We start from the raw sequence: 12,885 nt of genomic DNA, 5'->3' as shown, positions 1-12,885 counted from the left end.
TAACAACATGGAAGCGGCTATCCTCGTTACAGGACCTGGGATGGTGTACCCTTTTCAGTCCTCTCAACTACTCCCGCTAGAGTGGAAAGGATCTCGTCGAGCGTCCTCTCGTTAATAGTTCCTCCCTCTACCTCCTCCAACCACCTCTTCACTTCGGTCCAAACTCCTCGGGACAGAGGGGTCCCTCAACACTGTGGCGTACCGAGAACTCCACCTCCCACTCAGGAACTTCTTCAGTTCATTCGACGCTAACGTAATGGCCGACCTAAACACCTCCTCTTCGATCCCCAACGTAGTTCCTCCCGAAGTAAGTAATCCACCCAGCTACGTCCTCCAAGACTCTCAGCTGCTTCCTCTAGCTCCTTCATGTTAGGCGCGACTCTGGACTGTGTGACGCCGATCTCAAGGAACTCGATCCCCTCCTTGCTGAACCTCCTAGTACTCACCTCGACCCTCGCGCGTCCAAAGAGCGGGGAAGAAGTGTCCTCATATCTTCAGGAACTGGTATAGTACTCCCACCTCAGAGCCGGCGAGGAGTAATCTGAACCACCTGTGGTTGTCGTAAGAATACGCCATAACTCTCCTGAAGTCTATCCAGCCTACCCTCCTAAGCTCCTGTGCCTCGTCTATCTCAAGAATAACTGGCGTACCTTCGCTCTCACCTAACTCGTTTAACGCTCAAAGTAGGTCTCCGAAACTAAGTGAATCCTCACCCCTCCATTTGAGCTCAACCTCCAATCCACTTGAGTTCACCTTTATCCCCTCACTTTGTTAAGGACTCACCTCAGGAAGCTATCAGGTCCCCCGTAATTCTTGAGGAACCGATCTAGTTCGTCCTTGGGCACCCTACCTACATCGCTTATCTTAGGGTTCTCTGAGAACCGCGGATCGAGGAATAGAAAAGGAAGTTCCGTTTCGTTGAGGGACACCCTAGTCAGGGAAGTCTTTCCTGTCCGCCCCCCACCACGATCAATTTATCACCCCTCACTACCTCCTCTAGTCGGCTCCGCGCTGAATCGTAGAGGTCCTCACTTTCTCTTCGGCCCTTGATAGAGTAACATGCAGTACCACAAGTTTAAACTGTTTGTGAGGTCCCTTTGCTTGAGAAGGGGTTGTCACTCGCTTTTTAGCTGTCCCCTGAAACGTGACTAGTGGAGAGGTGTATGAGGTGTGGGACCCCGCGGGAGGGGTTGGAGTTAAGATGCAAGTCCTGTGGGGGCCCCCTCAAGGTCGAGGTAGACTTCCCCCATAGGGAGAAGTTGAGGGACAACTTCCCTTACGTGAAGGAATGGATCAGCCTCGGGGAGTTCAACACGCCCTTAATATGGAAAGGGAACCTTGGCTTCAAACTCGACTTCATGAACCCGACCGGGTCCTACAAGGACAGAGGAGCGGTGACCATGATATCGTACCTCAGGGATGTCGGAATCCTAGAGATAAGTGAGGACTCCTCAGGTAACGCGGGCTCCGCCGTCGCTGCCTATGGTGCGGCTGCTGGTATGAGGGTCAGAGTCTATGTCCCAGAAAGCGCCGCCGGAGCCAAGGTGAGGCAGATCGAGGCCTATGGTGCTTCGGTCCAGAGGATTCCCGGTTCTAGGGACGACGTCTCTAGGGCAGCCTCCAACGCCCCCGCCTATTATGCATCTCACGTCCTAGAGCCACACTTTAGGGACGGAATAAGGTCCTTGGCGTACGAACTTCACTATCAGTCTCCTCAATTGGACTACGTTTTCCTACCCGTCTCGGCTGGCACCCTCCTCTTAGGGGTATGGGAGGGATTTCAGCACCTCCTTAGGGAGGGGAAGTTGAACTACCCTCCTAAGATAGTGGCAGTACAGACTAGGCAAGTGAGTCCCCTTTGCTCTAGGAAAGAGGGAGTGACCTACACACCGCCATTGAAGGTAACGTCAGTTGCCGACGCATTAGTAAGTACTAACCCCGTTCTCATAGACTTCATGGTGAAGGCGGCAGACCTCTGCGTCGTAGTAGACGAGGATGAGATAGTAGAGGCCAGAGAAAAATTGGCCAAAATGGGCCTATACGTTGAGTATAGTTCTGCCACGGTCTACGCAGCCTACCAGAAAGGGATATACGAAGGTAAGTCGGTATTGGTCCTCACTGGTCACGGTCTTAAGAACGGTTAACTAAGGTTCAGACAATATGTCAGCAAAAGGATTCCTCAAAACACTCCAGACCGAGAACGAGGAGGTCTCTAAAAGTCTTGGTAGCGTAAATGGACGGCTTCCAGGTTTCATAGGAAGATTGAGAAGGTCATTTCTGAAACAGAAGCGCCTAATGTGGATGATGGAAACTTCAGGATGAAAACTGATAAAGAACTTAATCTCTATCCTGGAGTCTCCTCGTTCAGTACAACTTTCCGTCGAACAGTTGAGGATGTGTTCAGAAAAGCTTAAGACTCAGGCTGTTATCGTACAAGACTCACGAGGCAGCTTCGCAATACGTCGATAGAGCTATAGATGGTGCTCTCTCCATACTCAAGTCGCGGAAGAGGGTGGCTGAGAAAGGACGAGCCTCACTGAGAAAGAGTGGGTTGAAGAACCTCCACGTCAGGGTTAGGTCAACTTTGAGGAAGGTCTAGGAGGTGTTAGAGTGACTGCGAGCCCTTTTTGAATATAGTGTTCTTTTAGGGGAAATAACAGGTCTTCGAAGAGGGTTAAGGATTGGACGAAGCTAACATTTAAGGGGACTAAGGTATATCTACAATTGACTCTCAATTCCGTCTGGATGTAGAGCCCTTGATTGTAGCAGCATGAACTACCCAACGCTGGTGGGATTTCCTGCTCTGTAGCCTCCCTTATCCAACGAATATAGGGCGGAGTTCCATGCTTTATGGTTATCAACGTAGCCCCACTTTGAGGGTAGCATTCGTTCGTCGCGTTGATGCCCCTCGTAGACTTACCGACGAGGGTGAGCCTCACTGAACTGTCTAAGCGGAAGCGCGAGAGATATGGACTAAGTTCGTTTCTGAGCTCTTGTATAAATAGACCTTCTGTTCTCAAAGAGGGGATCCCTTTAGACCCTTATCAGTATAAAAATGTCAGATTGTAGATCACTTAGATGTCAACCACGCCATTGTTGCGAGAACTATTATCACAATATCAAGTACGAAAGTTCCTATAACATACTCGTTTATCGCCGGCAAAGGCTCGCCTAGGATTGGAGCAGGAAGGATCCTTGACTCTGTCAAGAGGAGGTAATTGATCCATGCGTACACTAACACTGGCAGATAGAGGACTCTGAGTCCAGCAATTAATACGATGGCACCAACTATGGCTATCACGGAATCAACAAAGAAGAACTCTCCAACTAAGGGTAACCTAGCAAGAAGTCCTTCTCCCAATGTGAAGTGTATCCCTGCCCAGATCACTAATAGAGCGCTGGTCACTATCCTTGAAGGTTTACCTATAGATGAAACCCCGTTCATATGGCAGGACCTACTTGGGGTGTAGAAATACTTTTTCCAAGATCGTTGTGCATTCTGTGAGGGAAATTCGCTAAGTAAGGATGAAGCTCAGATTTGGGTAAAAGGATAAAAGAAGGCAGATCACGCGAATTCATTTATGGTAAGTAAGAAAGGATCTACTTGGCTCAAGGTAGTTATAATTGCTCTAACTGTCCTAATATTGGCAGTAGGCGGGGCATTCATGGCCGTGGCTTTGAGCCATAGTTCTGTTGTAACTCCTCATTACAGCAGTGTAAGTGGCACCTCCTCTAGCACCAGCTCAGGGAGCTCCTCAAGCTCTTCAGGAGGTTACTCGTGGGGTTGAAGTCAATTAACTAAGGATTCAACACGAGTATGAGACTACCTCAGAGTTTCCTGCTCTGTAGCCTCCCTTATCCAACGAATATAGGGCGGAGTTCCATGCTTTATCATCTATTCCACTTTAGAGTAGGTTGTGGAAGACGTCGTAGTCAAACTCAGCTATCTAACCTTAGTAGTAGACGAAGACTCAGATTACAGAATAGGGGGTTAAGGGGGGGGGGGGGGAAAAGCCTCGCCTTTCACGGCGGAGACGGACAGTCTCCTTCTATTTAAATTACTACTTTTCCCAAGCAACTTTCGACGTCTTGGAGGGTCGAAGGATCGGAACCGCGATCTCGACGAAGGTCGCCCCGCGAACTACTACGTTCAAGCGATGCGTTCCACCCCGTTCCGGTAGAAGGAGAACTTCCCGGACCCAGAAGGGAGTGTCAGGTAAAATCCACTAGGAGTTCTACACCACGTTGAGGTAGGAGTTAGACCTACCTTCTAAGGTGGCCGAGGACCGTTGTAGGGACGCGCCCTCGGCGCGCGATCTGCACGACGACCCTAGGGTCGCTCCCCCAGCGAGGGTAAACGGCGCGGTCGACGCAGGGAGCCGAAAGCTGGGGTGGCGGGAACCGGCGACCTCCAGATCTCCGGCCCGAGGAACTCGGGCCGGGAGAGGGGAAGCCGGCAGTCGAGGAACTCGTCGAGGACGCGAGCGAACTACCGGGAGTTTCGCGACGAACCGTATTTGATGTAGCCGTCCCTATCTAGTTTACCAGACATTTCTTGTAGGCACTTATGTATCTTTCATTGGCGGTCAGTTGATCTTTACCGTAAGGTTTCAGAAAGAGAGTCCCGTAGAGTACATTCTAGCCACGTCGTATATCCTTTCGGGAGTAGCCATTACACCGTCTCCTTTCTACACGATAACTCTCTTGATTCCACCGTTCCTCGACCTTATGTACAAATTGGTAAAGAGGGCTAAGGAATGGAGCTAGAGAAATTAATAAAACTCCTGTAAGAATAATAAGGAGTTAAACGTTGGAGTTAGGTTAGGAATACTACTAGGTCTTTATTATACAAGGTCTGCGTGGTTTAAGGAACTGTTGGAGGCCACACGGTTAAATAAGGCCGAATTATATCAACGTCTTAAGGTCTTGCACAAGAGCGGTCATGTGAAGATTAAAGCAAGTTGTTGAATTGTTAAGAGAGAAGTGATCTTAGTACTTTGAAAAGTTTTTAATAGAATTTCTTTTTTGTATCCTTTCCTAACTTAATCTTTCTAATTATTCTTTATGTATTTTAACTAATTATTTGGCGTATTACTCGTTCTTAACCTATTATTTTTAACATTGCAGTTTCATGTCAGAGTATGTTAAACAATTTTATTTACTTGAATTAGTTAATTTCCTTAAATTCTAATTTAAACTCTCTGAGTTACAATGGAAATTTTTACATATCCTAAAATAGTATATTTTAATTTTATCAGTCAATAAATTCAATAGTGAATTGAGACTGGATTTATACTTTATATACTTTATACTGAATTAACAAAATCCACGATTTACCGAAAATGTTGAAAATAGTCAATTACAGAATTGATCATATGTTCTCTCTGATTGGAGTAACCTAACGAAGCGTAAATATACGAAAGTTTTATATACGCATATTTCGTATACGTATCCATGTCAGACGTAATAAGCGTAAGAGTTAAGAAAGAGCTAAAGAAGAAGGCAGAGGAGCTAGGAATTAATATTAGGGAAGTTGTAGAAAAGGCACTAGAGGAATCAATAATGGAGAAGGAAAAGGAAGAGCTTAGGGATATGGCTATGAAAATTAAGGAACTAATGAAGGATGTAAGCGAAGATGATTGGATAAGGGCTGTTAGGGAGAGTAGGGATGAAAGATAGGGAATTCCTATTCGATGCCTCAGCTTTATATTCGCTTTTAGATTACGCGGATAAAGTAGATATTAAGAAAATTCACATACTCACCTTAACTTTTTATGAGGTAGGTAATGCTATATGGAAGGAGTATTATATACATAAGAAGGTTAAAGATCCTATAACACTTTCTAAACTTTTCTATGAATTAATGCGAAGGTTTAACGTAGTAGACGATCCGCCTCTTGAAGGGGTAATGAGAATTGCCATAGAAAGGGGTTTAACTTACTATGACGCGGCTTATGCATACGTTGCCGAATCTTTAGGGCTTATCCTTGTATCTAACGATAAAGAGTTAATAAGAAAAGCTAATGCTATTTCGTTAAAGAATTTGATAAAAAGTATGTAAAGAAAATTAGATTGTCTAATCATTCACATCAGGATATTCCAATTGAACATTTTGCAGATACAGTATCTTCAAAAATTCCCTACCAAACGCTAAATATTTATTTTCTACTTCAAGTTTATTTTTCTTCATAAATTCAAGCATATTTTTCCTTCTTTATCACTCCTGCAATAACAAGGTCAACAAATATTGGATCATAATTCCTAAGTAAGTTAAATGATTTACTTCTCTATTCTATATTAGTATCGACGAGTACTTTCAATTTCACCACTACTTAGAAAGCCAGTACAGTTGTTGCAATAGATGATTCTCGTATTTTTCCGTCGTAAACTCACCGTATACTGGAATAATTTCTTCACCTAAGCCGTTAATCAAAGTCAATGAAAGTACAACGTACTCTACCCTCTTTACTAGGCTGCAGTGGGTTAAATAGATGACCTTTACCTCTTGGACTACAGGAGTTATGTCACGCTTTGTTTCCATTTTATATTTCCAACCTAGGTCTTTCAGCACTTCCTCCAAATCTAGCGACTTAACGTCTGGTAAGACTATATCTTCCGTAGGTTAGAGTCCCTAACGTGAGAATGTCCGGAATGTAATTATCTGAATGAATAGATAAATAGAATGATAAATATTAATATTGTCAGAAGGATAAAACCTTGTTGATCAGGAAAATCTTGATCATGGAAAAATATCAAGTTGAGAAGATTTATTTGTCATGCATGGTGATGCTTGGGCGTGCGAGGACGTTTCTTAGAGTTGAACTATCCGACGTCCTGGGGGAGTCCTCCGTTGAACGGCAAGGAAAGTCCTGATGTTGTAGAGGACTTCCAGGACGTGGAGGAAGGCTTCGTTCCTCCACACCGTGGTCCCGTAGGGCCTTCGGAACCTGTACACGAAGGTACCGAAGAACTCCACATGGGTCCTCAGAGTCGTAAAAGGTTTCTCCACAGCTACGAACTGGGTGGGGGAGGGCGAGGAACCCCTGTCCGCTATCTTAATCCCCTTGAGCGGAGACTTGAACCTCTTGTCCGAGAAGTTGGCCGGCTTCATCGTGATGGACCTCACGAAGAGGGAAGTGGAGATAACTATTAGGGCCTTCAACCCGAAGTGTGAGACCCCCTCTTCTTGGTCCACCTTCCCTCAAACCTCCTCTTAGTTCTCCCCAGGAAGAGCAGGTTCTTGGCCTTCTTCAATTTACCTTCCTTCTTCTCCAGCTCTGCCTTCTCCTGGAAGGTTTCCACACTCCTCTTCCCAGGAGGTAAGTCCAGGAGGAAGGAGTCCACTAGCCACGCAATGAATTCCACGAAGTGTGGACTTGCAGGGAGGTAACTGGTAGGCACTTCTCCTCAAGCTTGAAGAAGATCTCCAACAACTTCTTCCTCACCTCATATACCTTCTCCACGAAATCGTGTAACGTACTCTACCCCACTTTCCTCCCCACGAACCACGCCGCAACAACGTTCACGTTGACCATTTTCACCGCGTCTCTATAGGAACAGGAGTCGAGCACCATGACGATTAGTGACTTCAGGTAAACCAGAGTGCCTTCTCCTAGAACTCTTTCAAAATCTAGGGTGTCCAGCACGGGTTTGATATCCGTTAACCATTTTCCCTCCACGGCATATCTTCTCTTGAGGGGAGTGGATAGTACACCAAGTTTGGAATATGTCTTAGTGTACGTGCCATAGTACTACCCTCTCCTCCCATAACTTAAGTATTACTACAATTTAATCCAAAATAATGCTAAGAATCAATTTATTCTCATCAATTAAAATTAAATTTTTTACATTCCAGACACTCTCGCGTCTGTGTTGGTCGGAGTGGCCCCTCGAAGAGGCTTCCTCCAGGGGCTTTCGGCCTGCGAAGTTTCGCGCCTCCTTTGGAACCTATCTATAAGGCCTGAAGTAATTCTTCTATTGTCACGATCTTCTATAATACTTTAGCTTTAAATTCCACTTCTCTTGTAGATTTAATATAATGATGTGTCATGTGAGACAGAGCCTCCACTCTGAGGTGTCACCATTCAGACTTAACGCTCATTTAGAAGGTACCTTGCAAATAGCTTCCCTCTCTATTCCTTCAGAACTTGAAAGCCCCTCTCAGCCTCCAGTAGAGTGCCTCAGGCGAGGAGAGTGGAAGTGCAAGTAGAGATCTTCTCCTCAAAGGGAGGAGTGGGAAAGTCTTCGGTTGCGCTTGCTCTATCGTACGCCTTAGCTGAGTCTGGCAATTATGTACTACTGATAGATAAGGACATCAATGGATACGTGTCGAGGATTGTTGGAATAAGGGGCCCAGGACTAGCTGCCTTGATAGCTGGGGACGGCGAACCGACGATGGCCATAACGAGAAGGAAGATGAACACGGGAAACCTCACTGTGGTGCAACTCTTCGGTGACTTTCCGACCTTCGTTAGGCTGTTGCCCAAACTCCACCACGACCCCAGTATAGGGCTTAAAATAGATAGGTTCATAGATCAGGTGCTCGAAGACTTCGACTTCGTCCTAGGGGACAACCCTCCTAACATCACGGCCCTAGACGAGGTCTCTGTTCACGTCCCAAGTTACACACGACACGTACGGGATGGGAAGGCCACCAACGTTTATGTGACAGACTACACCGAGCAAAGCATGGAGTCCGTACAAAATTACGCACTTCACCTGCAGTCCATCATGGGTGGGGACGTGGCCCTAGTCGTCAACATGATACCACCTCTCCCCGACGAAGTTTACTTGGCCTTGGAAAGGGCTAGAAGTTTGAAGAAACAGTTGAACTCCAAGTATATGGCCTTAGCGTTGTTTTCTGAGACGCTTTACCTTAGAAAGGACCCTGAGAAGGCCGATGACTTCATGAACGTGATGCGTAGACTGGCAGAGGGGATCTCCTCGGGTTCGTCCTGCGAGGTCATCCAAGAACTATAGGTTAGAAAGACTTTTAACTTAGAGTAACTCTATACTATAGAAGACCATGAGTTCCGAGTTAGTTGTGGAATATTTGCGCAGAGCTGTGGCCAATAGTATGTCAATCTATATGAACTACAAGAGGTACCACTGGAATACCTACGGTCCCCTCTTTTACGAGACCCACCTTCTCTTCGATCAACTCGCCGGTGACGTCCTGAAGACAGTCGATGAGTTCGCTGAGAGGATAAGGATGCTTGACTCTGAGGCGTTAGGGAGCCCAGAGGAAATAGCGAAGGGCGCTACCGTCAAGTTCGCTTCTTCGGGAATGAGCGTTAAGGCCATGATCGAGCAGGCGATAGAGAACCACAGGCTCGTCATAGGAGAATTCAAGAAAGCGATAAGGCAAGCTGAAGAGGACGGTGATCCTGGTACGGCCGATGTGTTCGTGAGGAACATTCAAGTACACGAGAAGGCAGAGTGGTTCCTGCGAGAACACTTGAAGGAGGGTGGTGGTCTCATACGTTAGGCATTAATTAGCTCAGAGTCTCCCCCGAACTTCTCCAAGATTCTCCTTGCCCTCTTGGAAGCCCTACTCTCTCCACCTGCTAGTTCCCTGAGTGCTCCTAGATTGTTCAGCAACTTCTCTTTATTCAGTAGGCCTCTATTCATAAGTTCCAGGGCTGTCTCCCAGGCTAAGAGCCTCACCCTCGCTTTCTTAGCCTCTAGGAATCGAATCAGCCTCTCTTCATCCTTAAGTAGTCCGTCGGCCCATAGGGAGGGAAGGAGTCTCCACGCGTTCTTCATCACTCCAGGGCTCCAGCTCCTAAGTAACCTCCAGAAACTCTTGGAGTTCTCCCTCAGTTCTCCCTCAGTTACCACACCCACCTTAAGGGCTTCCCTGTAGTGGAGCCAAGCAGTAAGTCTGGATCTCTCCGACCCAGCCCTGTACACCGTTGAGACATCAATTCTTGCTTCGGCGTAAAAGTCCAGGTGGCTCCAAGCGTCCTCTCTCACACCTCTCAATTTATGCCTCAAGAGCGCCTTTAGGAAGTTCCTTTGATCCCACGTTAGCTTCCTTCTCCTCAGCTTAGCCCAAGTTTCCTTCCTCACTGAAGGATCTGGATCAGCCAGCTTCACTAGTTCTGGTTCTACTCTGTTTTTCAACGACACGGTGTAAACACTCCACATTTTTAGGATTCACTATCGGTGGTCCTAGACCCATATATGTGGATTCTCATCACCATGAAATTTGGTATCCTGTTACTTGCCTTAATCTCCCTCTCTCTTCCTACTAGCACCTTCCTTTACCAACAGTTGTTTTACTCCACCACGACTATTGTGACGGTGGTTGGGCACGGAAGAGAAACGATCTACTACAACGTAACAAGAAGCCACGTAACCGGCTCCGAGCTCCACTTCACCTTGGCCGTGGGTGGTCCAGATTCGGTGATAGTGACTCAGGTTATAGATGGGTCGCATAAAGTCAACGTCAATCTCCCGGCTCACGCGGGCGTCAATAACTACTCCCTTTCGGTTGGCTCTCCCATGTTCGGTACGGCTAACTTAACTCTCAGTAATGGCCTGACTCTACAGCTTAACTTAACTCAGGTCGTATGGGTGAACAGGACGGTGGATTGATCGGTCAACCGGGACACTAGCTTAAAGTTAACTACTTCAACCGAATTACGTGGAAGTCGTAATCGTAGGCGCTGGCGTGGTTGGGATGTTTGCTGCCTACTACCTAGAAAGAGAAGGAATAGACGTTACCCTCATCGATAAACACGGCCTAGGCCACGGCTCAGTCCACGCAGCTGGACTAATAGAGCCCTACAGGTTCGACAGGATGAACACAGCTGAGATGATCTTGAAGATGCTGGAGTATGCTAGGAGGGGTGTAACGCGAGTGAGGAGGGTAAATAAAGAATGGCTAGTACAGCTTTTGAGGAACCTGAACAGGAATCCCCCAGAGGAAGCCTGGGAGGTGATGAGGACGATGGCCACTTTTTCGCTAATGGAGTACGCCAGAATGTCTGAGGAGGAGAACGACTTCAATTATCGTCATCAGGGCCTCTACGAGGTATACTCGGATCGAACGAAGATGGAGAGAGCTCTGGAGGAAGAAGCAAAGAGTCCCTTCCGTAATAGAGTTGAGCTAGTGGACTTCCCACCCTTCGCAGGAGCCCTATACTACCCGGGGCTATCGCACTTGTCGACTGAACTCTTCGTAGAAAGAATGAGAAGGGAGTTGAGGAACGTAAAGTTAATCCTAGGAGAGGTTAGCTCGGTGGAGGGTGACACAGTCAAGTTACCAAGCAGGGAAGTCAGAGGCGATGTGATCGTGTTGACGGCTGGACTCTCCCTCTCAACCGTCCTTCCGCTTACTCCATTCAAGGGTTATGGCTACAGAGTGGTTGGGAGGGGACCTGGAGTTCCCACCGTCCTGGCGGAGGAGGGAGTAGCCATAGTTCCGCTCGAAGGGTGGTACAAGATTACGTGGGGTTTCGAGGCCGATTACGAGGACGGTGTGAGGGAGTTAAGGAATAACCCGTTAGTTCGAGTGGAGAAGGTAATCGACGCGTCCTGTGGGCACAGACCCTGTTCTCCAGACGGATTCCCCATCCTCTTCAGGAGCGCTAACGTGGTCGCGGCCACGGGCAACTGCAGGCTAGGTTGGAGTTACGCTCCAGCTATGGGTAAGTACGCGGCCGACCTGGTGTTGGGTAGGACGAGAAGTTATCCGTACTTGGACAGGTACAAGTTCCTTTGGACATCTTACCCTGAGAGCTCTTTAGCTCTCCTGAACACCCAGACCCACTGATCCCAACTCATTTTCCCAGTGTTGGTGTTCCTAGCACTTGGGTGGTAACTGGCTATAAGCAGCCTTCCATCGGGCAGAGTAACTGAGCTTCCGTGGGAGAACCGGCCCTTCACACCATATATCTTACACAACTGATCGAAGGCCAATCTACCTAGCGCCACTATCACCTTAACTCTATTAAGTAAGTGAAGCTCCTCCCTGAGGTAGTTCAGACAGTTCTCCACCTCCTGGGGGAGTGGTTTGTTATCTGGAGGTGCGCAATGTACCACCGCCGTTATGTATACTCCCTTGACCTGGAGGCCATCGTCTCTAGAAATACTTGTCGACTTATTTGCCAGGCCTACCTCGTGGAGGGCCTTGAACAGCCACTCCCCAGAATGGTCTCCCGTGAACATCCTTCCTGTCCTGTTCCCTCCGTGGGCGGCTGGAGCTAGTCCCACGATCATGATCGTGGCCTCGGGGTCACCGAAACTAGGCACAGGCCTTCCCCAGTATTCCCAGTGGGAGAAGCGTCTCACTTTCCTCGAGGCGACCTCGGAGGTGTACGCCACTAGACGGGGACATAGCTTACAATTTATTACTCTCTCGCTCAACAGCCTCAGGTTCACGCCTACATCACCTGGCCTCTAATTCATGTTCCTTCGGGTCTCCCAGAGTGTACCCGTACCTCCTCACCAGCATTTCTCCCCCTATGAGGTTCAAGACATATACCTTGTAGAGAGGTTTTCCTCCTGACGATGCCCTGGAGATAGCTAGTATTAGAAGGTTAGAGGCCGGCCACGCCATCACGACTCCAAGGGTCGCAGAAAGCCATTGGGGCGCCGGAAGGAATGTGAGTACTGCTGGAAAGACCACTGTGGTGACTAATATAGCCATTCCGATTTCGGCATTTCTTCTCTCCTTCCTGAACTTGGCGTCTGTGAAGAATTCTCCCCTCTTCTTTATCTCTCCCCAGTGGCGCAGAAGGTTCCATTCTCTAAAGCTCGAGAAAAGTAGCATTAGTGGTACTAAGGTGAGGAGAAATAACGCCGGGGAGAGGAACGCAGCTATCAAAGCCGATGTGATTACCACGAAAAAGGAGAAAGCCTTACCTGGGCTCCAAGAGT

15 protein-coding genes and 1 pseudogene are annotated in these 12,885 nt (G+C 47.6%); 10 read left to right on the top strand and 6 right to left on the bottom strand.

Features of this window, described 5'->3' with window-relative positions; translation table 11 throughout:
• Positions 1-26: 26 nt before the first annotated feature.
• Positions 27-152, bottom strand: coding sequence for a hypothetical protein (locus HS1genome_RS12990; RefSeq protein ID WP_268243629.1), 126 nt, complete (start codon positions 150-152; stop codon positions 27-29).
• Positions 153-193: 41 nt separating this feature from the next.
• On the opposite strand from HS1genome_RS12990, the gene HS1genome_RS03910 reads away from it, so the two are divergent.
• Both HS1genome_RS03910 and HS1genome_RS03905 read left to right on the top strand, forming a co-directional pair.
• On the top strand, positions 194-373 hold the full coding sequence (locus tag HS1genome_RS03910) for a hypothetical protein (RefSeq protein ID WP_126449700.1): 180 nt from the start codon (positions 194-196) through the stop codon (positions 371-373).
• A gap of 790 nt (positions 374-1,163) precedes the next feature.
• Positions 1,164-2,144: a pyridoxal-phosphate dependent enzyme gene (locus tag HS1genome_RS03905; RefSeq protein WP_126451303.1), complete on the top strand. Its 981-nt coding sequence runs from the start codon at positions 1,164-1,166 to the stop codon at positions 2,142-2,144.
• A gap of 926 nt (positions 2,145-3,070) precedes the next feature.
• Here the strand turns inward: HS1genome_RS03905 and HS1genome_RS03900 are convergent.
• Positions 3,071-3,445, bottom strand: coding sequence for a hypothetical protein (locus tag HS1genome_RS03900; protein WP_126449699.1), 375 nt, complete (start codon positions 3,443-3,445; stop codon positions 3,071-3,073).
• A 136-nt stretch (positions 3,446-3,581) separates the two neighbouring features.
• On the opposite strand from HS1genome_RS03900, the gene HS1genome_RS03895 reads away from it, so the two are divergent.
• The 4 genes from HS1genome_RS03895 to HS1genome_RS03880 all read left to right on the top strand — a co-directional run bounded on the left by HS1genome_RS03895 (position 3,582) and on the right by HS1genome_RS03880 (position 6,061).
• The gene (locus HS1genome_RS03895; RefSeq protein ID WP_126449698.1) at positions 3,582-3,788 is read left to right on the top strand and encodes a sulfocyanin; all 207 of its coding nucleotides are present in this window, start codon (positions 3,582-3,584) and stop codon (positions 3,786-3,788) included.
• Positions 3,789-4,875: 1,087 nt separating this feature from the next.
• The gene (locus HS1genome_RS12530) at positions 4,876-4,968 is read left to right on the top strand and encodes a hypothetical protein (RefSeq protein ID WP_229768104.1); all 93 of its coding nucleotides are present in this window, start codon (positions 4,876-4,878) and stop codon (positions 4,966-4,968) included.
• Between the two features lie 486 nt (positions 4,969-5,454).
• Positions 5,455-5,679 (top strand): type II toxin-antitoxin system CcdA family antitoxin, encoded by a 225-nt coding sequence (locus HS1genome_RS03885; RefSeq protein ID WP_126449697.1) that lies wholly within the window; start codon positions 5,455-5,457, stop codon positions 5,677-5,679.
• The gene (locus tag HS1genome_RS03880) at positions 5,669-6,061 is read left to right on the top strand and encodes a type II toxin-antitoxin system VapC family toxin (protein WP_126449696.1); all 393 of its coding nucleotides are present in this window, start codon (positions 5,669-5,671) and stop codon (positions 6,059-6,061) included. The genes HS1genome_RS03885 and HS1genome_RS03880 overlap by 11 nt, the downstream gene beginning before the upstream one ends.
• Before the next feature lie 750 nt (positions 6,062-6,811).
• On the opposite strand, the pseudogene HS1genome_RS03865 reads toward HS1genome_RS03880, so the two are convergent.
• Positions 6,812-7,768, bottom strand: a pseudogene (locus HS1genome_RS03865) (IS5/IS1182 family transposase).
• A gap of 407 nt (positions 7,769-8,175) precedes the next feature.
• Here HS1genome_RS03865 and HS1genome_RS03860 point away from each other — a divergent pair.
• Both HS1genome_RS03860 and HS1genome_RS03855 read left to right on the top strand, forming a co-directional pair.
• Positions 8,176-8,979, top strand: coding sequence for a tyrosine-protein kinase family protein (locus HS1genome_RS03860; protein ID WP_126449695.1), 804 nt, complete (start codon positions 8,176-8,178; stop codon positions 8,977-8,979).
• 46 nt (positions 8,980-9,025) lie between these two features.
• Positions 9,026-9,487, top strand: coding sequence for a Dps family protein (locus HS1genome_RS03855; protein ID WP_126449694.1), 462 nt, complete (start codon positions 9,026-9,028; stop codon positions 9,485-9,487).
• Here the strand turns inward: HS1genome_RS03855 and HS1genome_RS03850 are convergent.
• Positions 9,484-10,131 carry a hypothetical protein gene (locus HS1genome_RS03850; protein WP_126449693.1) on the bottom strand — a complete coding sequence of 216 codons (648 nt, stop codon included), beginning with the start codon at positions 10,129-10,131 and terminating at the stop codon, positions 9,484-9,486. The two genes, HS1genome_RS03855 and HS1genome_RS03850, sit on opposite strands and share 4 nt — an antisense overlap.
• Before the next feature lie 54 nt (positions 10,132-10,185).
• Here HS1genome_RS03850 and HS1genome_RS03845 point away from each other — a divergent pair, with 54 nt between their 5' ends.
• Both HS1genome_RS03845 and HS1genome_RS03840 read left to right on the top strand, forming a co-directional pair.
• The gene (locus tag HS1genome_RS03845) at positions 10,186-10,599 is read left to right on the top strand and encodes a hypothetical protein (RefSeq protein ID WP_126449692.1); all 414 of its coding nucleotides are present in this window, start codon (positions 10,186-10,188) and stop codon (positions 10,597-10,599) included.
• A 49-nt stretch (positions 10,600-10,648) separates the two neighbouring features.
• Positions 10,649-11,779, top strand: a complete 1,131-nt coding sequence (locus HS1genome_RS03840) for an NAD(P)/FAD-dependent oxidoreductase (protein WP_126449691.1) — start codon at positions 10,649-10,651, stop codon at positions 11,777-11,779.
• On the opposite strand, the gene HS1genome_RS03835 is transcribed toward HS1genome_RS03840, so the two are convergent.
• Both HS1genome_RS03835 and HS1genome_RS03830 read right to left on the bottom strand, forming a co-directional pair.
• Positions 11,734-12,387, bottom strand: coding sequence for a uracil-DNA glycosylase (locus HS1genome_RS03835; protein WP_126449690.1), 654 nt, complete (start codon positions 12,385-12,387; stop codon positions 11,734-11,736). The two genes, HS1genome_RS03840 and HS1genome_RS03835, sit on opposite strands and share 46 nt — an antisense overlap.
• A gap of 7 nt (positions 12,388-12,394) precedes the next feature.
• Positions 12,395-12,832 carry a hypothetical protein gene (locus HS1genome_RS03830; protein WP_126449689.1) on the bottom strand — a complete coding sequence of 146 codons (438 nt, stop codon included), beginning with the start codon at positions 12,830-12,832 and terminating at the stop codon, positions 12,395-12,397.
• Positions 12,833-12,885 lie beyond the last annotated feature (53 nt).

Origin of the sequence: Sulfodiicoccus acidiphilus, assembly GCF_003967175.1 — an archaeon.
GTDB classification, from domain to species: domain Archaea; phylum Thermoproteota; class Thermoprotei_A; order Sulfolobales; family Sulfolobaceae; genus Sulfodiicoccus; species Sulfodiicoccus acidiphilus.
Note: the sequence above shows the minus strand (reverse complement) of the source record. Positions and strands in the feature narration are given on the sequence as shown.

Bases quoted from the DNA above. Each gene is read 5' to 3' on its own strand.
- HS1genome_RS03905 (WP_126451303.1), top strand. From the start codon at position 1,164: ATGAGGTGTGGGACCCCGCGGGAGGGGTTGGAGTTAAGATGCAAGTCC.
- HS1genome_RS03900 (WP_126449699.1), bottom strand. From the start codon at position 3,445: ATGAACGGGGTTTCATCTATAGGTAAACCTTCAAGGATAGTGACCAGC.
- HS1genome_RS03895 (WP_126449698.1), top strand. From the start codon at position 3,582: ATGGTAAGTAAGAAAGGATCTACTTGGCTCAAGGTAGTTATAATTGCT.
- HS1genome_RS03885 (WP_126449697.1), top strand. From the start codon at position 5,455: ATGTCAGACGTAATAAGCGTAAGAGTTAAGAAAGAGCTAAAGAAGAAG.
- HS1genome_RS03880 (WP_126449696.1), top strand. From the start codon at position 5,669: ATGAAAGATAGGGAATTCCTATTCGATGCCTCAGCTTTATATTCGCTT.
- HS1genome_RS03855 (WP_126449694.1), top strand. From the start codon at position 9,026: ATGAGTTCCGAGTTAGTTGTGGAATATTTGCGCAGAGCTGTGGCCAAT.
- HS1genome_RS03845 (WP_126449692.1), top strand. From the start codon at position 10,186: ATGTGGATTCTCATCACCATGAAATTTGGTATCCTGTTACTTGCCTTA.